Consider the following 19,754-nt stretch of genomic DNA (forward strand, 5'->3'; position numbering starts at 1 on the left):
ACGGCAAGCTATCGACGCCGTGTTAGTCATCAAACTCGCGGCACCTCACCGCATCGCCTTAGCTCACATTTTTTCACATTAGTTCACCAGTGGAGCAGCGTGCTGATCACTCGTCTCGAGCTCTTCCGTCGCCTTCGCCAGCATGGCAAACTCTTCCGCCGCTGTCTTCACGACCAGGTGCTTTCGGGCATAGAGGAAGAAATAGGCCGCTCCCATAGCGTACAACAGCAGCGTGTAATAGAAAGCTCTTGGATCAAAGGCATAAACCCCTGTCAGTGCCACCAATGCCAACAGCAGGGCCACAGAAGAGGTGAAGATACCGCCAGGGGTACGATAGGGGCGTGGCAAGTCTGGCTGTTTCAAACGCAGTAAAATATGACTCAGCGCCATCAGCGCGTAGGACAGCGTGGCACCGACCACCGCCATCGCCAACATCAGATCTCCCTCACCGCTCAACGAGGCAATAAAGCCCAGTACGCCCGGCACAATCAACGCCCAAGTTGGTGCTTTTCGTGTACTGGTTAGCGACAGGAAGGTCGGTAAATAGCCGGCCCGAGAGAGGGCAAACACTAAACGACTATAACCGTAAATAATCGAGAAGAAGGACGCCACCAAGCCCGCCAACCCGAGGAGATTAACCGCCTTGGCCAGGGTATCATTGCCCGCTAACTTTAACGTATCGACTAGCGGAATCGCGCTCTGTGCGATCGCCTCAGCCCCCGCCGAACCAGCCAACAAAAACAGCACCAGCAACGCCGTGAACAACAAGAACAACATCGCGGCAATAATTCCCTTGGGCACATCTTTCGCTGGGTCTTTGGCCTCTTCCGCTGCCAACGGCACCCCTTCCACCGCTAAAAATAACCACATCGCAAACGGTAGCGCCGCCCAAACCCCGTACCAACCATACGGTAACAATGCCGAGCCGCCCTCCACCGCAGGCGCGATATCAAACAACCTGGTACTGTCAAAGTCCGCCAACAGAGCCATCGCAGTCGCTAAAATCGCAAACACCGCCAGCGCCGTAATCGCCATCATCAGTTTCAGCGCCTCCCCGGTGCCGGCCAAGTGCAGCAAAATAAACAAAGCATAAAACGTCGCATAGACGATCGGGCCATTCACCCCGATCAGCTCTTCGACCGCCGCGCCGATGAAGATGACAATCGCCGCCGGTGCCAACACATACTCAATCAAAACAGCGAGGCCGGTGAGAAAACCACCACTGGGGCCCATCACTTGTCGCGCGAAACTGTAACCGCCACCGGCGGCAGGAATCGCCGCCGACATCTCGGCCAGCGATAACACCAGACAAAAATACATCACCGCCATTAACATCGTGGCGATGGCAAAACCACCCCAGCCGGCCTCCGCGAGACCAAAATTCCAGCCGGCAAAATCACCGGAGATAACATAGGACACCCCCAAGCCCGCTAACAACAACCATCCCGCCGTGCCACCGCGCAGCTGTCGCTTCGCCAGATAGTCTCGATCAAATACTGCATTCATTTTCTCGCTCCCATAATTATCTTTTATTTTTTACTAAAAAGTTTCACTAAAAATTTTTCTAAATTATTTTTTCCAAACACTTTCGCCACGTGCCACAGCCAAAAATTATGGCAGTACGATCGACTCCGCCCGCTCTTTTAAATCCACACCTGACAGCTGCCGGCGACGAGACTCGTGCAACAGATAGAGCAACTTGCTCACCGCCTCCCCGTAGCTCAAACCCGCCGCTCTAACGTTAGAAATACAGTTGCGACGCGCGTCGTGCAGCCCAGGTTCTGGCGCCCAAGTCAGGTAGAGCCCCAGGCTATCGGGTGAGCTGAGACCCGGGCGCTCACCAATCAACACCAACACCGCACGCGCGTTCAACAGCGCACCCACCTCATCGCCAACCGCCACCCGTCCCTGCTCGACAATCGTTAGCGGCGCCAACTGCCAGTCTTGTTCATCGACCTGCAGCTGTTCGTATAACGCCTTAATTATCGGCTGCGCATGACGACTCACCGCCAGCGAGGACAGGCCATCTACCACCACCACGGCCAGGTCATGCATCGCTAGAGTATGCGCTTGCAACACCTGCAGTCGCTGCTGCGACTGCGTCGACAAACATCGGCCTAAATCCGGTCGCTGCAGGTACTGATCACGCCCCTCCGCCTGACTGTGCAAAATCATTGGCAATGTTGGTTCTTTGACACCGCAGAGTGTCGACAACTCTGTACCCAGCTTGGCGCAATCCAACGGCAGATGAACGGCATCTTGCGCCTTGGCGTGATCGAGCTGAAAAGCCAACAACGCCTCGGTCGGTACGCTGACACCGGCACGTCCCTGGGCGATACGTGCATCGGTAAATTGACGCAGAGAGCGCCATGAGTTTTTTGTTACTGCCGAAGTTTTCAGCTGCTGTGCCACCTGTTTTTTCTCACTCACGACTCATACCTCGCACTGAGGTCTAATAGGTTGGAAGCGAGCTGAGCCGGCAGCTCTTCCTTGAGCGCGTAACGACCGTCTGCCGAAAAGATCGTCATCTCGGCGAGCCAGCGTTCAAATTCTGGTGCAGGTTTGAGCCCCAACACGCTACGGATATAGAGCGCATCGTGAAACGACGTCGATTGATAGTTCAGCATGATGTCATCGGCACCCGGTATGCCCATGATGAAGCTGCAACCGGCGACGCCAAGTAGCGTCAGCAGGTTATCCATATCGTTCTGATCCGTGTGGGCATGATTGGTATAGCAGATATCGCAGCCCATCGGCAGCCCCAGCAACTTGCCGCAAAAATGATCCTCTAAGCCGGCGCGAATAATCTCTCGGCCGTCGTAAAGGTATTCCGGGCCGATAAAGCCGACCACAGAATTAACCAACAACGGCCTGTACTTTCTCGCCACAGCATAGGCTCTTACCTCACAGCTGAGCTGGTCGAGGCCGTGATGTGCGCCCGCCGAGAGCGCACTGCCTTGGCCGGTCTCAAAGTACATCACATTGTCTCCGATAGTACCTCGGTTCAGTGATAACGCCGCCTGCCGCGCCTCCTCAAGCATCGCTAAATCAACGCCAAAACTGCGGTTCGTCGCCTCGGTACCGCCAATCGATTGAAACACCAGGTCCACCGGTGCTCCCTGCTCGATCAGCTCGAGAGTATTACTGACATGAGTTAACACACAGGATTGCGTCGGTATCTGATAATGCTCGATCACATCGCTGATGAAGTGCAACAACTTACTCGCCTGAGCGACATTATCGGTCGCAGGGTTGATGCCGATAACGGCATCGCCACTGCCGTATAACAAACCATCCAGCAGGCTCGCTGCCACCCCTGCCATATCATCAGTCGGGTGGTTAGGCTGTAGCCGCGTCGACATCCGCCCCTCTAACCCAACCGTCGAACGAAAGGCGGAGACAACGCGGCATTTTTTCGCCACTAGGATGAGATCTTGATTGCGCATTAACTTACACACCGCCGCCACCATCTCCGGGGTCAGCCCCGCACTCACCGAGGCGAGCCGTTCACTGCTCGCCGCGTCGCTCAGTAACCAGTTGCGAAAATCGCCAACGGTGAGGTGGGCAATCGGCGCAAAGGCCTGAGCATCGTGCTCATCGATAATCAGCCTGGTCACTTCATCATCTTCATAGGGCACTAATGGCTCATTGAGAAAGGTCACTAAAGGCAGCTGAGCCAACACCATCTGTGCAACGACCCGCTGCTCTGCCGAGTCCGCAGCGACACCGGCGAGCCGATCACCTGAACGGGCCGGAGAAGCCTTCGCCATCACCTCTGCGAGATTATCGAAGCTATAACAGTTGTGGCCCACTGTATGGCGATACTGAGATGTCATGATCGTGTAGTCCTCTTCAATGAATAACCCGCTAGCAAAAGCGTTAGATCGGGCACGCCTCTTGCTAATCCCTAAGTTAACAAGATAGCAAATAAGCTGTTATCGAATTCCTGCAAAGGAGTGAAATTCGATAAAAAACAATCAGATATTATGAAGGCGAACATATATAACGCCTCCAATGCCTCACAACGGAGCCCAGATGATCACGCCCAACAGCCTCGACGCACCAACAGTGAGCACGGCAACGGCAGAGACAACCGCCAACTCCACTTCACTGCATCGCCGCGAGGCCTTCGATGCCGACCGACACGCCGCCAACCTCAGCAACTGGCAACAGCGCTACGACCAACTCAGCTGTGGCCATTTTTATGGCGACATCGTTGAACGCCCCCTCGACAACATTCAACTGTTCAGAGAGCACACCAGCCAATCCCTACGTCAACGCTGCCAGGTCTGGCCCGACTCAATCTGGCTGGGCATACCTGCCGAAGCTGCCCATGGCAGCCGCATCGATGGCTTAGTAACCGAGACGAACAGCATCCTCTGCCGCCCTGGTGACTGTGAGTTCGAACTGATAACCCCTGCCGCCTTCACTATTTATGGCATTGTCGTCAGCCGTCAACGCCTACTCCAATACGCCCAACAACACGCTGTCGAGATCGATTGGCAGCTGCTGTGTCGCCGCTCTCAACGCGTTATTCCCACCCGCACCCTCGACGCACTACGCTATTTGCTCCAGCGTTTACTCTCCTCCCAACCCCAACACGCTCCTGCCCTGCTCCGTCAGCAGAGTGATATCACCATGATGGCGTTACTCGAAGTACTGCAAATCAGACAGCAGCAGCCGACTGTTGCGCCAAGCTATCGTCGTCGCAGAGCCGTGGTCGACACCGTCTGCGAACTCGTACAACAACAGAGCAATGGCGAGCTCACCATGAGCGAGCTCTGTGCCGCCGCTAACGTCAGTCAGCGCACACTGCAATATAGCTTCAGCAGTATTCTCGGTATGAGCCCAATACAGTTTATTCGCCACAGCCGCCTTAACGGTGCACGACGCGACCTTAGTCGGCCAAATAACGCGACATCGGTAGCCGATGTCGCCGCACACTGGGGCTTTTGGCACCTCAGTCAGTTCTCTAAAGACTACCGACGGCTATTTGCCGAGCGGCCGTCAGAGACGCTCGCACGCTACACATATGCTCACCTCGACAGTTAACCGACGCAACGCCGCTATGATAAAATGTCTAAATAAGACTCCACAATAAATCGCCGCTCAGACAACATTGAGTCGCCAGTCACTAACAAGAGCTAAAATGACCGCAATATACTTCGATAACAACGCTTCAACACCGGTATGCCAGGCAGCGACACAAGCCATGCTCGACTACCTCAACGATCCTGCAGCCATCGGTAACCCCACACAGGCTCACTGGGCAGGCCAAGGCGCCAAACGGTATCTCGACACCGCCAGATCGCAGGTGGCGTCACTGATCAACGCCGCTACCGACGAGATCGTCTTTTCCAGCGGCGGCACCGAATCGAACAATCATGCCCTCTATGGCTGTGCTTTTAAGGCGCTACAAAGCGGTAGCAACAAACGTCATATTATCAGCTCGGTGATCGAACACCCCGCCACGCTCAAACCGCTGCAGGACTTGGTGGAGCTTCATGGTTTCGAGGTAAGCTATGTCGAGGTCGACGCCGAGGGTTTCTTCAACCTTGAAGACATTCAATCGCTCTACCGAGAAGACACCTTGCTGGTTAGTCTCATGCACGCCAACAATGAACTTGGCAGTATTCAACCCATCGCCGAGATCGGTGCGTGGTGCCGCCAGCAGGGGGTGTTATTCCACGTCGATGCCGTCTGCTCTGCCGGCAAGCTCGATATCGATGTCGAGACATTGCAGGCCGACCTACTGTCGTTGAGTGCACATAAGTTCTACGGTCCAAAAGGCGTCGGCGCACTGTATATTCGCGAGGCGATCAATGCAGAGGTCGCTCATTATATCCACGGAGCCGGCCAGCAGCGTCAACGCCGCTCTGGCACGGAGAACGTTATCTTAGCCGTCGGTATGGGGGTCGCTTGCCAGCAGCTACAAGAAAACAACCAGTCACTGCGAAGACAACAGCTCGCACAGCTGCGTGACAGCCTTTATACACAGTTACAACAAACACTGGGGGAGGGTTTACTGTTAAACGGAGCAACCGAGACACAGCGGCGTCTTTGTAACACCTTGAACGTCTCTTTTATCGGCCATAATGGCCAGGCTCTACTACAGGCCATAGGCTCACAGCTCGCCTTCACCGCCAGTAAGAACAGCTCGAAGGCGGTCCATTTACTCGGTAAAGGGCCCGAGGCCGCATTGGGAGCCGTACGCTTTAGTCTCGGCAGTACAAGCACGCAACAGGACGTTGATCGTGCCGTGCAGATACTCCTCTCGGCAATAAAATAAAATAAAATAAAATAAAATAAAATAAAATAAAAATATTAAGAAAGGGTACAAGCCTCGCGTCAATGAAAGCGCGAGGCTAGCTACGCACTATTCTTTGCTAACCACCGAACGGCGGAGCTCTGAGTTTAGTGTAATATCATAGTCAACCAGCAGCTCATAAATTAACAAGTCCAAGCTCGACATCGTATTATGTGCCGTCGTGATGATGTGAATACTGTCATCGAACGGCGCTAATTTATGTTTATGAATAAAGGCCTCACTCGGCCGTGGTGCCACCACGGTGATACTGTTCTTGCTGCGCCAAGCCTTAACGCCATTCTTGTTCAGCTCATCGACCACGTATTGGGCAAGGTCCAACTTATACTTCACCCGCTCTCTCATGCACTCCATACTCATCGCCTTGATAATGTACCAGGCAATTAATGGCGTAAAACCATTTCGGCTACCTGCTACAGTCAGGTCATGAGACTTAATGTAATCAATCTCACAGGAAATATTTTCTAGGTTTTTACGTTTTGCCAACGCGACTGCCGCCGGCATTGGGCTACCAAACCCCTTAGTGAGGCAGACGGTTAAGCTATCAAAGCCATCCTCGAAAGAATACGGTTGTGGGTCATCGACAAAGGGTAAGATAGCGCCCGACAGTGCCTGATCACCGTGAATATAATACTCTTTAACACCGGCCTTTTTCAGCGTGCTAATCACCTCGGACACATCATCCACCGCCCCCCTAGCGGTAGACCCTATCGTCGCGAAGATAATAGCTGGTTTAGAGGTATCTACTTTTTTGGCCAAGTCACTGTAAACCATGACTCCGTATTGATCGATATCGATCGCCTTCGAATCCATTCCCAACATGCGAATATTCTTCGCCGCACTGTAGTGGCTATCCTTCGATAAATACACAATACCTTCTGGGTATTTCTCACGCGCAATCCACATCCCCCATAAATTTCCCTCGGTACCACCGTGAGTCACATAACCATAAATATCTTTTGGCTCACCTTTAAACGCACGGATGAACCAGTCAACCGCCTCTTTTTCGAATTGGAAGGTGTTTAATACGTAGTTACAATAAGCCTCGTGGTCACCACAATTATTCAAGCTGTAATCCAAGAAGTCCTTTAACTCAGAGTAATCAAAGTCAAAGTCCTCCGGGTAACCGACATTGAAATACTTATTGGTCTCACAGAGATTTTTAAAAATAGCGAGCCTATTTTTGTCCGCATAATTCAGCATAATGTTTACTCCGTGCATCGCATTCAGTATCTAATTAAAACCATAAAATCTGTGAAAGGTGGATTAATCTCCTAGTAAAGTTAATCCGCCGATTCAGTAGGCAACGCTTCATCATCACGATTTTTTCTCCATAACACATAGGTATAGAGAGGAATTGTCAGCACAACAAACTCGAGACCGTAAGCGAGACCTTCCACTTCGATCGTCGTCATCACATAGATACAAAACACCAGTGCAATGATAGCGGAAGCTATATCCGCCTTTATTTCAGCGAGCTTACGTTTGTCCCTCAACTGAAAGACGATCAGCGATGATATGGCGAAGATGTAAGGCACGATACTAGTAAACACCGCTAACAGAATCAGTATTTCGAACTGCTTAGCTGCGGTAGGACTAATCGTCGCGAAGATGATAATAGTCATCAATATCGCCGTAATCGTTAAGTTAACCGCCGGTACCTGGTTCTTATTCACCTTACCCATTATCGCTGGCAATAAGCCTTTATCAGCCGCCACTTTCGCCGGCTGCGACTGTAAGACCAACCAACCATTCAAGCTAAAGAAGATAATGATAATTGAAGAAATAGCGACAAAGTTGCCGGCGGCAGTACCCATCACAAAGCGCACGGCATCAGCAAACGGTGCCGAGGAAGCAACCAGCTGATCATAGGGCAGTACCGCATAAATACCGTAGGTCGCGATAATACACAGCACCCAGGCAATGACAAAGCCCGCTATCGTCGCAATCGGTATCGTCCGATTTGGGTTGTCGACAAGGTCACTAGTGACACTGGCCCCCTCTAAGCCGAGGAAGCTCCAGAAGCACGCGGCAATACCAAGCGCAATGGCGTGAGCAGAAGTTTCACCCGACATGTTGTAGGTGGCGGCAAAGACACCGGGCTCATATCTCATCACTCCTAAGATACCCAGTAAAAACACAATACCGATTAATAGCACGGTCGTGACCGACTGCAGCTTACTGGTAAAGTCGGCGCCCACCAGCGCTAACAAGGTGAAAAACCACAACATCACCGCCGCGGCAAAGGCACGCCAGACGGGGTCATTAAGCTCGGGAAAGAAGTAAGCGAGATAGCCCACACCGGCAATAATCAAAGCAATATTACCCACCCAGCAGGTAATCCAATAAGAAATACTGAGCATAAACTCAACATAGGGGCCATAACATCGCCCACTCTGACCAATAATACCTGAAGAGTCAGGCTTTAGAATTGTCAGCCTAGTAAAGACAAAAGCCAAACACATGGTACCGATGCCCGTTAACACCCAACTCCAGATGCTAATACTGCCGATCTTTGCCAGGATTGTCGGCACAAGGAATATGCCGGAACCCAACATATTGGATACCGCCACGAGTGTTAAGGCCACAAGGCCTATCTTTTTTGCATTCATAGCCAAGATCTCCACATCTGCCCGTTCAACAACGCGCTATCAATAACCGACCATCGCTCTTGATACGATCAGTCAATTCTTTGTTGAGCCCGCGTGTCATCAATGACTTAACTCTGCGCAAGCTGTCTCGCAACATGACTCACGATTTCTGCCTCTTTTTAGCCACTCACGGCTATTCGGCTAACCATAGAGGCTAGATATAAGTGCAGTAAACTAGGCTAGATATAGCGATCAATCCTTTGATAAACAACGTGATAAAAAATAGACACACACAAAAACCAAGCCTTGCCATTTAGTATAGACAAATAATTTCGCTTGGTGACATCATTGAAAACTATGCATATAGACAAACTCATTGGCATCATTCACAGCCTTTTATAGCTGCTGAACAACAAAGAGTAAAACACTTACTTTTTCAATAATGATTAAATATAAAAAAACCCCGCTGGTAGAACCAGCGGGGTTTAATCCTATCACTCTATAGCGGTAGCCTTAGGCAGGCTAACCGCTGCAGCAGTCGCTTACTGGCCTGAGCCCGATAGACGATGCTGAGAGTTAGAAGTGATGTCGTAGTCGAGCAACAATTCATAGACCAAGCGATCCAAGCTCGCAATCGAGTTGTGCGCTGTGGTAATGATGTGAATGCTGTTATCGAATGGCGCCAACTTGTGCTTGTGGATGAACGCTTCACTTGGACGCGGTGCAACAACAGTGATGCTGTTCTTAGAGCGCCAAGCGTCAACACCGTTCTTCTTCAGCTCGTCAACCACATACTGAGCAAGGTCGAGCTTGTACTGCACACGCTCTTTCATGGCTTCCATGCTCATCGCCTTGGTGATGTACCAAGCAACCAGCGGTGTGAAGCCGTTACGGCTACCAGCAACAGTCAAGTCATTAGACTTGATGTAGTCAACTTCACAGGCAATGTTTTCAAGGTTCTCACGCTTAGCCAGTGCAATCGCTGCAGGCATTGGGCTACCAAAACCTTTAGTGATACAAACAGTCAAGCTGTCGAAACCATCTTCAAATGAGTATGGCTGTGGATCTTCGACGAAGGGAAGAATAGCACCCGATAGCGCTTGGTCACCGTGGATGTAGTGATCTTTAACACCACTTGTTTTCAGCACGTTAAGGATATCGGTTACGTTATCAACAGCACCACGGGCAGTCGAACCAATGGTCGCGAAGATAATCGCTGGCTTGCTGGTGTCTAGCTTAGCCGCTAGATCATCATAAACCATGACGCCACGGTCATCGATGTCAACAATCACAGAAGTCATACCTAGCATGCGAATATTCTTCGCCGCGCTGTAGTGGCTGTCTTTTGACATGTAGACCAAACCGTCAGGGTACTTCTCACGAGCGATCCAAAGACCCCACATGTTGCCCTCTGAACCACCGTGGGTCACATAACCGTAGATGTCCTTAGGGTCACCCTTAAACAAACGGATGAACCAATCAACAGCTTCTTTTTCAAACTGGAAGGTGTTGAGGATGTAGTTACAGTAGGCTTCGTGATCACCACAGTTGTTTAGGCTGTAATCGAGAAAGTCTTTAAGCTCTGAGTAATCAAAATCGAAATCTTCTGGGTAACCAACGTTGAAGTATTTGTTGGTTTCACATAGTGCTTTGAATATTTCGAGTCTGTTTTTGTCAGCATAATTAAGCATAATATTTACTCCATGCATAAAAATATAAAGGGTTTCGAATAAAAATAAGTAACTATATTGGGTGGTTTTGAGCTAGGCGATTAGCCTGCTTGCTGCTCAAGTTTTCCACCCTTATCTTTGTTCTTTCTCCACAACACATAGGTGTATAGAGGAATAGTCAGTACGACAAACTCAAGACCGTAGGCAAGACCTTCCACTTCGATCGTAGTCATGACATAGACACAGAAGATCAATGCAACGAGTGCTGAGAAGATATCCAGCTTCATATCGAGCAGCTTGATACCATCTTGTAGGCGGAAGACGATCAGCGACGAGACAGCAAAGATGTAAGGCACAATACTGGTGAATACAGCCAATAGGATCAGTACTTCGAACTGCTTCGCCGCCGTTGGGCTGATTGTTGCGAAGATGATCGCAGTCATCAGTACAGCAGTGATGATCAAGTTGATCGCAGGTACCTGGTTCTTGTTTACCTTACCCATGATAGGAGGTAGCAAGCCTTTATCAGCAGCAACCTTTGCAGGCTGTGACTGTAGTACTAACCAGCCGTTCAAGCTGAAGAAGATGATGACGATAGAAGCACCAGCAACGAAGTCACCCGCAGATGGACCCATGACATAACGTGCCGCATCAGCAAAAGGTGCAGAAGAAGAAACGAGTTGATCGTATGGTAGTGCAGCATAGATACCGTAGGTAGCAATAATACAAAGTACCCAAGCAATAACGAAACCGGCAATAGTCGCGATAGGGATAGTGCGCTCTGGGTTTTCAACAAGGTCACCAGTAACACTTGCGCCCTCGAGACCTAGGAAGCTCCAGAAACAAGCAGCAATACCGAGTGCAATCGCATGCATTGAGCTCTCACCAGACATGTTATAAGTCGCGCTGAAAGTACCAGGCTCATACTTATAAACACCCATCACACCAAGTGCAATAACGATACCGATAAGGAGAACTGTGGTGACAGATTGCAGCTTACTGGTAAAGTCGGCACCAACCAACGCTAGCAATGTGAAGAACCACAACATAATAGAGGCAGCGATAGCACGATAGACGGGGTCATTCAAAACAGGGAAGAAGTAAGCGAGATAACCCACACCGGTAATGATTAGTGCGATGTTACCGACCCAGCAGGTGACCCAGTAGGAGATGCTGAGCATGAACTCAACATAGGGGCCGTAGCATCGACCACTCTGGCCAATAATACCTGACGAGTCAGGTTTTAGAATGGTGAGTCTGGTAAAAACAAAAGCCAGACACATGGTGCCAACACCTGTAAAGATCCAGCTCCAAATACTAATACTACCAATCTTGGCCAGAATAGTTGGAACTAGGAAGATGCCGGAACCCAACATGTTGGATACCGCCACTAGCGTTAAGGCCACGAGGCCTATCTTTTTTGCATTCATATAACACGTTCTCCAGTGTATACCTGCGATTTAAGGTTAGAGACAAACTTCTCGGAACGATCCATACACCCTATACAGAATGAACAAACAACCATCGCTTTGTCGTGGCACGGATAGTAACGGTATCAACAACACAACGACATACTGGTATTTATACGGATATTCAAAATCGACTAGCTAAAAACACCTACACAGAAAAAACTAACACAACAAAAACAACAGCTAACAGAAGCACAAAAATGCATGGTTCTCTCAGGGAAACAATGATTTTCTAAACGAAGTAAAATAAATATTCAACATTATTCATTATTTTTTTAACCACTTAACAAACAGTAATAGAACTTACAACAGCCTTCATCACAAACAACACAAAGAGAAAAATAAACAACAAGAGAATAATGCCTGAGATCAATAACACCCACGCAACTATTATAGCTGCATCTAACGCTATCGAAATATTAACTGCTAAAGCATTATATCGGGGCAGACTTTATAAAAAACAAATATAGAATAAATATAAAGCGGCTGAAAGCAACATCAACAAAGATGGGTAAAAGGTCAGAGCAAAGCCGAGAGCACGCGCAGGCGCACCTTTTCGATAGCCTAGAAAGAACAGCAAACGCCCTACTGAGAAGGCGATTGCAGCCAACACCACAACCGACATACAGCGTGCCGGCATCACCACCGACCAAGCCAGATAAGCCGCAAATGCAAGGCAGAACTGTTCTAAGGTATTCTGTAATAAAGACTGCAACACCCTCGCCTGCTCCGTCCCTGGTGATAGGCCGCCACCGTCGATATCCAGTGGCTGAAAAAAACGCTGCTTCGCAAGGCGCCCCACCGATATCGCCAATAACAACGCCGGCAGTAACGCTGCAACAATGGCGAGTTTAAGACGCCCGAAGTCGTTCAGCGTTACATCGATAGCCAATGGGTTAAAAAATGCACCCAATAGAACTAACATCAACGACAGCGTGCCACCTAGCACGATCCCTCGCAGTACGCCGCTCTGCTTTTCTGTCAAGCTCATGACCACTCCTTTAACTACGGACGACACAACGAGGCAACGAGGCAACGAGGCAACGAGGCAACGAGGCAACGAGGCAACGAGGCAACGAGGCAACGAGGCAACGAGGCAACGAGGCAACGAGGCGATAGATTGCGGCCGCTGCTCAACGTTGTTAATAGCCTAAATGCCGCTATTTGTGTGTGATATTGTAGTCAGAAGCGACGCCAGCGCGCCAGCCAAATCAGACGAAAAAAACAACGGAGCTAGATCGCCATCAGCAACGCCAACCATGGCGAGAGCACCACCATACCGATGCCTGTAAAAATCATCGTCAGACTAGCGATCACCCCTTCCTTCTGCCCCAGCTGAGTCGCCTTGGCGGCACCGGCACCATGTGAAGCCGCTGCCAGAGCTGAGCCCTTAGCATGACTCGAGCGAATCTTCGCCCACTTAAACAACGGTTCGCCGATCATCATGCCGACGATCCCCGTTAACAGCACTAAGATAGCACTAATATCAGCAACGCCACCAAACGCTGCTGTCGCATCGAGCGCAAACGGGGTCGACACGGAATGCACCGCCATGCTGTGGGCGACATCACTCGGCAGGGTGAATATATGCACCACGAGCCAGGAAGATACCGCCCCTAGAGTCAAGCCGCAGATCACACCGCAGAGCAATGTCAGCGGATATTGCCCGATTAATTGGCGATGACGATAGATTGGTAGCGCGAAGGCAATCGTTGCAGGGCCCAGCATCGCCATAAGCCAATGGTTATAGGTGAAGTAGATCGGTAACGGGATTCTCGCCAAGACCACGATAGCGGTGATCACCACCGGGGCGAATACGATAGGCGCGAACACCAGCTTATTGGTTCTTTTGTGCAACAGCTTGCTCAGGACGTAACAACCCAGGGTAATGAATAGACTGATGATAGCCAATAAAGAAGCGTTCACTATTCCACCTCCACGTTGACCCGCCGGCTCTCTAGAACAAACACAGCGTCGACAATCCAGGCAGTTCCCAGCATCACCACGAGGCAGCTGGAAACAATGGCGCCGATAATACTCACGCCGTAGTGCTGCACAATTTCGGGATACTTAATCACCGAGACCACCGGGGGGATAAAGAACAACAATAACTCACCGGTCAGCCACGCCGCGCCAAGCTGCAACCAATGTTCAGGAATCACCCGCAGCGCCAATAACAACAACAGTAAAAATAGACCGCAAACACTGGCCGGTAACGGAATAGCCAGCACAGCGACTAACCAGCTCACGCCTGCCGCAAAGAGGCTCAACACCAACACCTGTACTGCCAACTGAGTTAACTTCCCTACGCGTCCAGCCCACATCGCCTTTCTCCCATCTTAAGACTCAACTGCGACAGAGTGTACCCGGCCTCACTAAGTGAATATAATGAATTATATTCTTCAATAGCATTCCAATCTGGACTTAAATATGGATCTCCGGACGATCAGCTACTTTCTTGCCGTCGTCGATGCCGAAGGCTTTGCCAAGGCATCGGCCAACACCTTCATCACCCAGTCCGCGCTATCCAAGTCGGTTCGCCAACTAGAGGCAGAGCTCGATGCACAGCTGCTCGAGCGCGGTAAGCGCGGCACAGCACTTCGCCTTACTCAGGCCGGCGAAATCGTCTACCGGCACGGTAAAGAGCTGCTGCAGGGTAAACGTGCGATGCTAAAAGAGCTGACCAACTTACAGCAGTTAGCCACCGGCGAACTCGCACTTGGCATTGCCCCCCTCGGTGTTGCCGAATTATTTGCCCCCATCATCGCCGACTATCGGCGCCAATACCCCGCTATCGACATGCAGCTAATGATACGTGGCGGCATTGAGCAGGCCGCCGCCCTAGATAAAGGCGAGATCGAACTCGCCACCGGCATCATCGGCGTGGACAACAAATATCAATCAGTACTGATTTATGATGATGAGATGGTCTTAGTCGTTGCCGAACAGCACCCCCTCAGTGGCTGCCAGCAGGTAAGCATGGCACAGCTGGTAAATACACCACAGATTCTCTTTGAGAAGGAGTACGCCCTACACGACCTCATCGAGACAGCCTGCCTGCAAGCCGGGTTCCCCCCCTGCCAAGTCACCCGAGTCAGTCATGTCGACCTGGGTATCGCCCTCGTCGCCGCAGGCACCGGCGTGATGGTGCTGCCGCGCTTTATCGCCACCACCCAACAACGCCCCGGCGTCGTCATCAAGACGCTAGCTGACTGCGACCTCAGTTGGCGACTCTCCCTGTTCTGGAAGCGTGGACACATGCTCTCGCCAGCGGCTCAAGCAATGCTCGACATGATCACGGCACAGTATCAGTAGCGTTTTACCTTACCCAGCTGTGCTCGCTAAGCAAAGCTCCACGTTCTTTTTGCACGAATGAGCCTAGACGGCAAAAACTTTTACACCCCCACTAGACAAATGAGAATGATTATCGTTATTATCAGGCTTCATACTGGGAGGAATAATGATGGAGCTATGGAAAAGCACCGTACTAGAAGGCAACAAAGCATTTGCAGAGGGACGCGATGCCGATGCCATGTATCATTACAAGGCGGCCTGCCAACGCTCGGAGCGCTTATTACCCGATTGGTTTGATACAGAAGCCGCCACTGTCGCCTTCATTGTGAGCTATCAGAACCTCGCCGAGCTTTATTTTCGTCAGGAAAAAAATCAACAGGGCCTTGACGCTTACCGCTACCTTGCTCAACAATTGAAAAAAATCGCCGCCATTAAAAATATTAACAGTACCCGGCAGGCGATCACCAACTGCGCTTGCCGACGCGTGGCGACAGAGCTTGCCTATACTGTCAAGAAGCTGAACATTGAGTCGCCGGAGGCGAGTGCGTTGGTTTACGAGATGTCAAAACATAACTTCACCACCGTCAGCCAACATAACAAGGATTATTTACAATGACTCGACTCAGCCTATCGAACGCCATTCTCCCCACTCTAGTACTGCTCTCGACCGAGGCCAATGCCCACGCTGGGCACGATCATAGCCACTGGTCCAGCCCCGCTATACACAGCTTACTTTTTGTTGCTATCGGCGCAGTGGCATTGACCGCCATTTGGAGCTTTCGACGCCGCCGCAATAAAACATCAAAGACAATAGAAACACAGGAGAAGTAAATTATGTTGCACCGCCTAATCAACTTATATGACAGAGTGATCGGTGTCGATAATGCCGCAGCCCACTGTGATATTCCCTGTAAAATATATGACCCTATCAGTGCACAGCTTGCCACCTTGAGCGTTATTCGCTTTATGGATTTAATTGCTGAGCTGACGAGTAAAGCCCCCCTCTCAGTCGATGCTCAAGCGCAGCTCAATCGCCTCATTGCCGAGAAAGAAACACACGCAGAGAAGGCCAAACACGAGGTTCGAGTGATATGGGGAGACTACTTCAAGCAACCACAGTTTGATCAATTCCCCGGGACTCACGACCTCGTTCACCGCATCATGCTGGCAGGGTCGGCCTGCAAGCAAAACAGTGATCGGGCACAGGGTGAAGCACTGCTCAATTTAATCAATGAATTTGCAGAGACCTTCTGGGCCACCAAGGCTACCCCAACCTACACCGCCAAATGCCCCTACCTGCCCGAAGAAAACGTGGTCTACCCGACACTACAATGAGCAAAATAAAACTCTACAAGGTCACCGGTGAGAGCATGCTGCCGACGTTCCGTTCGGGAGACTATGTTCTCGCCTTAAAGCGACGAAGAATTGCCTTGGACATCGGCGACGTCGTCGTCGTTCAGCACCCGCGCTTTGGCACCATTATCAAGCGGCTAACGGGTATTACCGACGGCTCAACATTACTTATTGCCGGCGACAACCGTCTAGCGAGTACCCCTCAACCCACCCTCGGCTCGATTACCCCCGAACAAGTGATCGGTAAAGTTATTTTTCACATTGCAGGCCAAAAAACCTCTGTAACTCATCACTAGAATAACGTTTGCACTCCATTGCATAACGACAACGGCAATTATCACAACAGCAGTCACGGCTGCAAACGTAGCAATACAACCGGCACCAGCATAAAAATCAACCACCACATTAGAATCATCGCGCCCCTCCCTTCGTTCATTATCCATTATTGTTTTATTTGACTTCCATCAAGTCTGTGTCAAGGCAAAAGACAGTTAAGCTATTACGCAATTATTACACCAATATTGCTGTTTATACCTTTTAAAACACTTAATGAAAAAACAACAAAAAGTGTATTATTCAAACTGTAAACGATAACGACAGCTTTAAAAAAATAACGGTATTTGTTAGAACGAAAAATCAATAATCTGTCCTATAGCGAAATATTGATCCAACCAAACATTATTCCTTTCGTCATATAACGTTAACCTAAAGGCAACATTTTTGTTATGCCTCGCCACTACGCTAGCCGCTCAAAATTTCCTGACTAGGATTGTGGTGAGTTATGCAAAAACCTCTTATTTATTTCGCTTTAGCGCTATCGTTAGCCTCCCTAGCTGGCTGCGATAAAGGCTCAGACTCGAGTAATTCCGATATTACCACCGAAGTGCCATTAACGGTGCTCGAGTGGAATACCTATGTTGGCGACAAGTTAGACGACTGGAAGCAACACCCAGAAGAACAGGCCAAGCTCGACCAAGAACACTTTCAACGCGTCGCCCACGACGTCACCGATTTTGCCCCCGATATTTTTGTGGCGGTTGAAACCTATGGCAAGCGTCACGCTATCCAAGAGGCAATGGCAAAAGCGCATCATATGAGCGCCGATGATATTCATTACCACACTGTTACCTGCCTCGATGAGAACGGTAAGACCACAACCCAGGGCCACTGTGCTGCCGACATCATCCGCCCCACCACGGATAACCTCACCATCTTTTCAAAGTATGAAATACTGGATTACAAAGAGGTGACTGCCGACGAAGAGGCCGATGGTGAAGGCAGCGACGTGAAATGGAACAACTGGTATTTTGGTGCGGTGTTAGTCAATGTCGACGACCCAAAGACCGGCAACAAGCAACCGGTTTGGGTTGTCGCTAGCTGGTTCGAATGGCGCGAAGATAGTGGTGCGCCCTTTAGCCAGCTCTATGAACATAACCGCAACAAGCTCTACGGCCAACAACAAGCCGATGACGATGAAGCGCTGATGAGTGCTGAAGATATAGCCGACCTTGATCGCCATGTTAGAGCCCGACAGGCGCAGAAAATCGTCACCACAATCAGCGACCTGATCAACAACGCCGACAATATTCCCGTCATTGTCGCCGGTGACCACAACGCCATGTCGCACCTCGACTTCACCGAACAGTGGGCTGATCAGCATTATGGGCTAAGCGTCGATTTCCCTGTTTCTAAGGTCTTCACCGATGCCGGTTTTATCGATTCCTATCGTAGGATTCACCCCAACCCAATTATCTATCCGGGCTCATCTTGGTCGCCGATGTGGAAAAATATTGCCGCCCCCGAGCGTATCGATTTCATCTACTATCAGGGCAATAAGCTCGAGCCTATCGCCTCAGCCATGGTCGATAGCCCCTCTGCCGGCTTTAGCGATCAGACGTCGGACCACGGCGCCATGCTGACCAACTTTAACCTGCTCATCCAACCGAACACAGAGGCTAACGGCACATGAAATTCTCCTCGATGATATCGACCGTCGCAGTGACGGTGCTCACCCTGACCACGTTAGCCGCACAAGCTGATAGTTTCAGCGTACTAGAGTGGAACAGCTGGGTCGGCCCTGACGACCCAATCGCCACCCAGGCACACACTGACCGAGTCGCCCACGACGTGGCAACCGTCGCCCCCGATGTATTCCTATCGATAGAGACTTACGGTAAAGGCGAAGCGATTCGCGCTGCCTTTGCCAAGGCCCACGGCATCACCCCTGATGAGGTCTATTATCGCACCCTCAGCTGTCGCGACAAAAACGGGGATGCGACAGATCAGCAGCACTGTGTCGTCGGCAAAGCAGGAGACAACCTCGCCGTCATGTCCGTCTTTCCGATTATTGACGAACGCTTAATCGATTACCCCATCGACTACCCTTTCGTTAACGATTGGAACTTTGGTGCGGTCAAACTCGATGTTCATGGTCAGGGAGTCTGGGTAGTCGACACCTGGTTTGATTCAGGCGAAAGCAACGAGTCTCGTCTCGACCAACTCTACGCCACCGCTCGAGGCGATCAGGACACTGAAACAATAGTGGAAGAGACCAGCCAACAGCAGCAGATCGACGCCATCATCCAGTTTGACCAGATCCGCACCGACCAGGCCAAGGAGATCGTCAACGACTGGATTGCCGACATAATCGCCGATGCCGACGACACCCCAGTAGTCCTCGCCGGTGATCACAATGCCAGCTCGCACCTCGATTGGTCAGAGCGCGATAAAGCCGCACACTACGGCATCGTCATTCCCTATACCGTCTCGAGGGTGTTCGCCGATGCCGGCTTCCGTGACTCTTTCCGCGAGGTGAACCCAAACGTGGTCGCCCACAGTGGCAAGACCTGGTCACCACGCGGCAACGATACCGCACCAAACCGGATCGACTACATCTACTACAAAGGCGATAAGTTACAGGCGATAGACTCGACGAACATGGCCGCTATCGGCGCCGGCGCCAAAGATGCGACTTCTGACCACGCCGCCGTCTACACTCGCTTTAAGCTCTATCAATAACACGGGGCTACCTGTGCCTTTGCTATAAACTCAC

19 protein-coding genes are annotated in these 19,754 nt (G+C 50.7%); 9 read left to right on the forward strand and 10 right to left on the reverse strand.

Features of this window, described 5'->3' with window-relative positions:
• Positions 1-78 precede the first annotated feature (78 nt).
• The 3 genes from eat to EDC56_RS04435 form a co-directional block, all read right to left on the reverse strand.
• Complete coding sequence (gene eat / locus EDC56_RS04425; RefSeq protein ID WP_123711282.1) at positions 79-1,506, reverse strand: ethanolamine permease; 1,428 nt, start codon at positions 1,504-1,506, stop codon at positions 79-81.
• A 105-nt stretch (positions 1,507-1,611) separates the two neighbouring features.
• Positions 1,612-2,430 (reverse strand): ethanolamine ammonia-lyase subunit EutC, encoded by an 819-nt coding sequence (gene eutC, locus EDC56_RS04430; protein WP_245980641.1) that lies wholly within the window; start codon positions 2,428-2,430, stop codon positions 1,612-1,614.
• A complete protein-coding gene (locus EDC56_RS04435) occupies positions 2,427-3,836 on the reverse strand; it encodes an ethanolamine ammonia-lyase subunit EutB (protein ID WP_123711283.1) in 1,410 nt (469 codons plus the stop codon). The genes eutC and EDC56_RS04435 overlap by 4 nt, the downstream gene beginning before the upstream one ends.
• A 199-nt stretch (positions 3,837-4,035) precedes the next feature.
• Between EDC56_RS04435 and EDC56_RS04440 the strand changes: the two genes are divergently transcribed.
• Entirely contained in the window at positions 4,036-5,052 is a 1,017-nt protein-coding gene (locus EDC56_RS04440) for a helix-turn-helix domain-containing protein (RefSeq protein WP_123711773.1), read from the forward strand.
• A gap of 97 nt (positions 5,053-5,149) precedes the next feature.
• Positions 5,150-6,289: a cysteine desulfurase family protein gene (locus EDC56_RS04445; protein WP_123711284.1), complete on the forward strand. Its 1,140-nt coding sequence runs from the start codon at positions 5,150-5,152 to the stop codon at positions 6,287-6,289.
• A gap of 87 nt (positions 6,290-6,376) precedes the next feature.
• Here the strand turns inward: EDC56_RS04445 and EDC56_RS04450 are convergent, their stop codons facing one another.
• The 7 genes from EDC56_RS04450 to EDC56_RS04480 all read right to left on the reverse strand — a co-directional run bounded on the left by EDC56_RS04450 (position 6,377) and on the right by EDC56_RS04480 (position 14,379).
• Complete coding sequence (locus tag EDC56_RS04450; protein ID WP_211333555.1) at positions 6,377-7,528, reverse strand: histidine decarboxylase; 1,152 nt, start codon at positions 7,526-7,528, stop codon at positions 6,377-6,379.
• 80 nt (positions 7,529-7,608) lie between these two features.
• On the reverse strand, positions 7,609-8,937 hold the full coding sequence (locus tag EDC56_RS04455) for an amino acid permease (protein WP_148059305.1): 1,329 nt from the start codon (positions 8,935-8,937) through the stop codon (positions 7,609-7,611).
• 521 nt (positions 8,938-9,458) lie between these two features.
• The gene (locus EDC56_RS04460) at positions 9,459-10,607 is read right to left on the reverse strand and encodes a histidine decarboxylase (RefSeq protein WP_162844075.1); all 1,149 of its coding nucleotides are present in this window, start codon (positions 10,605-10,607) and stop codon (positions 9,459-9,461) included.
• Positions 10,608-10,687: 80 nt separating this feature from the next.
• Complete coding sequence (locus EDC56_RS04465; protein ID WP_123711287.1) at positions 10,688-12,016, reverse strand: amino acid permease; 1,329 nt, start codon at positions 12,014-12,016, stop codon at positions 10,688-10,690.
• 490 nt (positions 12,017-12,506) lie between these two features.
• Positions 12,507-13,046, reverse strand: coding sequence for an MAPEG family protein (locus EDC56_RS04470; RefSeq protein ID WP_211333556.1), 540 nt, complete (start codon positions 13,044-13,046; stop codon positions 12,507-12,509).
• A 242-nt stretch (positions 13,047-13,288) separates the two neighbouring features.
• The gene (locus tag EDC56_RS04475) at positions 13,289-13,981 is read right to left on the reverse strand and encodes an LrgB family protein (protein ID WP_123711288.1); all 693 of its coding nucleotides are present in this window, start codon (positions 13,979-13,981) and stop codon (positions 13,289-13,291) included.
• Entirely contained in the window at positions 13,981-14,379 is a 399-nt protein-coding gene (locus tag EDC56_RS04480; RefSeq protein ID WP_123711289.1) for a CidA/LrgA family protein, read from the reverse strand. Before EDC56_RS04480 ends, EDC56_RS04475 begins: the two co-directional genes overlap by 1 nt.
• 106 nt (positions 14,380-14,485) lie before the next feature.
• Here EDC56_RS04480 and EDC56_RS04485 point away from each other — a divergent pair, with 106 nt between their 5' ends.
• The 7 genes from EDC56_RS04485 to EDC56_RS04515 all read left to right on the forward strand — a co-directional run bounded on the left by EDC56_RS04485 (position 14,486) and on the right by EDC56_RS04515 (position 19,720).
• Positions 14,486-15,370, forward strand: a complete 885-nt coding sequence (locus EDC56_RS04485) for a LysR substrate-binding domain-containing protein (RefSeq protein WP_123711290.1) — start codon at positions 14,486-14,488, stop codon at positions 15,368-15,370.
• A 145-nt stretch (positions 15,371-15,515) separates the two neighbouring features.
• Positions 15,516-15,965, forward strand: coding sequence for a hypothetical protein (locus EDC56_RS04490; protein WP_148059306.1), 450 nt, complete (start codon positions 15,516-15,518; stop codon positions 15,963-15,965).
• Positions 15,962-16,180: a hypothetical protein gene (locus EDC56_RS04495; protein ID WP_123711292.1), complete on the forward strand. Its 219-nt coding sequence runs from the start codon at positions 15,962-15,964 to the stop codon at positions 16,178-16,180. The genes EDC56_RS04490 and EDC56_RS04495 overlap by 4 nt, the downstream gene beginning before the upstream one ends.
• 3 nt (positions 16,181-16,183) lie before the next feature.
• Positions 16,184-16,684, forward strand: coding sequence for a superoxide dismutase, Ni (gene sodN, locus EDC56_RS04500; RefSeq protein ID WP_123711293.1), 501 nt, complete (start codon positions 16,184-16,186; stop codon positions 16,682-16,684).
• Positions 16,681-16,998 (forward strand): nickel-type superoxide dismutase maturation protease, encoded by a 318-nt coding sequence (gene sodX, locus EDC56_RS04505; protein ID WP_162844076.1) that lies wholly within the window; start codon positions 16,681-16,683, stop codon positions 16,996-16,998. Before sodN ends, sodX begins: the two co-directional genes overlap by 4 nt.
• A 485-nt stretch (positions 16,999-17,483) precedes the next feature.
• Positions 17,484-18,671, forward strand: a complete 1,188-nt coding sequence (locus EDC56_RS04510) for an endonuclease/exonuclease/phosphatase family protein (protein WP_123711295.1) — start codon at positions 17,484-17,486, stop codon at positions 18,669-18,671.
• On the forward strand, positions 18,668-19,720 hold the full coding sequence (locus EDC56_RS04515) for an endonuclease/exonuclease/phosphatase family protein (RefSeq protein ID WP_123711296.1): 1,053 nt from the start codon (positions 18,668-18,670) through the stop codon (positions 19,718-19,720). The genes EDC56_RS04510 and EDC56_RS04515 overlap by 4 nt, the downstream gene beginning before the upstream one ends.
• Positions 19,721-19,754: the final 34 nt, after the last annotated feature.

Origin of the sequence: Sinobacterium caligoides, assembly GCF_003752585.1 — a bacterium.
Taxonomy (GTDB): Bacteria; Pseudomonadota; Gammaproteobacteria; order Pseudomonadales; family Sinobacteriaceae; genus Sinobacterium; species Sinobacterium caligoides.

Excerpts from the sequence above, each read along its gene's own strand:
- eat (WP_123711282.1), bottom strand. The coding sequence starts at position 1,506 with ATGAATGCAGTATTTGATCGAGACTATCTGGCGAAGCGACAGCTGCGC.
- EDC56_RS04435 (WP_123711283.1), bottom strand. The coding sequence starts at position 3,836 with ATGACATCTCAGTATCGCCATACAGTGGGCCACAACTGTTATAGCTTC.
- EDC56_RS04440 (WP_123711773.1), top strand. The coding sequence starts at position 4,036 with ATGATCACGCCCAACAGCCTCGACGCACCAACAGTGAGCACGGCAACG.
- EDC56_RS04445 (WP_123711284.1), top strand. The coding sequence starts at position 5,150 with ATGACCGCAATATACTTCGATAACAACGCTTCAACACCGGTATGCCAG.
- EDC56_RS04450 (WP_211333555.1), bottom strand. The coding sequence starts at position 7,528 with ATGCTGAATTATGCGGACAAAAATAGGCTCGCTATTTTTAAAAATCTC.
- EDC56_RS04455 (WP_148059305.1), bottom strand. The coding sequence starts at position 8,937 with ATGAATGCAAAAAAGATAGGCCTTGTGGCCTTAACACTCGTGGCGGTA.
- EDC56_RS04460 (WP_162844075.1), bottom strand. The coding sequence starts at position 10,607 with ATGCTTAATTATGCTGACAAAAACAGACTCGAAATATTCAAAGCACTA.
- EDC56_RS04465 (WP_123711287.1), bottom strand. The coding sequence starts at position 12,016 with ATGAATGCAAAAAAGATAGGCCTCGTGGCCTTAACGCTAGTGGCGGTA.
- EDC56_RS04470 (WP_211333556.1), bottom strand. The coding sequence starts at position 13,046 with ATGAGCTTGACAGAAAAGCAGAGCGGCGTACTGCGAGGGATCGTGCTA.
- EDC56_RS04480 (WP_123711289.1), bottom strand. The coding sequence starts at position 14,379 with ATGTGGGCTGGACGCGTAGGGAAGTTAACTCAGTTGGCAGTACAGGTG.
- EDC56_RS04485 (WP_123711290.1), top strand. The coding sequence starts at position 14,486 with ATGGATCTCCGGACGATCAGCTACTTTCTTGCCGTCGTCGATGCCGAA.
- EDC56_RS04490 (WP_148059306.1), top strand. The coding sequence starts at position 15,516 with ATGATGGAGCTATGGAAAAGCACCGTACTAGAAGGCAACAAAGCATTT.
- EDC56_RS04495 (WP_123711292.1), top strand. The coding sequence starts at position 15,962 with ATGACTCGACTCAGCCTATCGAACGCCATTCTCCCCACTCTAGTACTG.
- sodN (WP_123711293.1), top strand. The coding sequence starts at position 16,184 with ATGTTGCACCGCCTAATCAACTTATATGACAGAGTGATCGGTGTCGAT.
- sodX (WP_162844076.1), top strand. The coding sequence starts at position 16,681 with ATGAGCAAAATAAAACTCTACAAGGTCACCGGTGAGAGCATGCTGCCG.
- EDC56_RS04510 (WP_123711295.1), top strand. The coding sequence starts at position 17,484 with ATGCAAAAACCTCTTATTTATTTCGCTTTAGCGCTATCGTTAGCCTCC.
- EDC56_RS04515 (WP_123711296.1), top strand. The coding sequence starts at position 18,668 with ATGAAATTCTCCTCGATGATATCGACCGTCGCAGTGACGGTGCTCACC.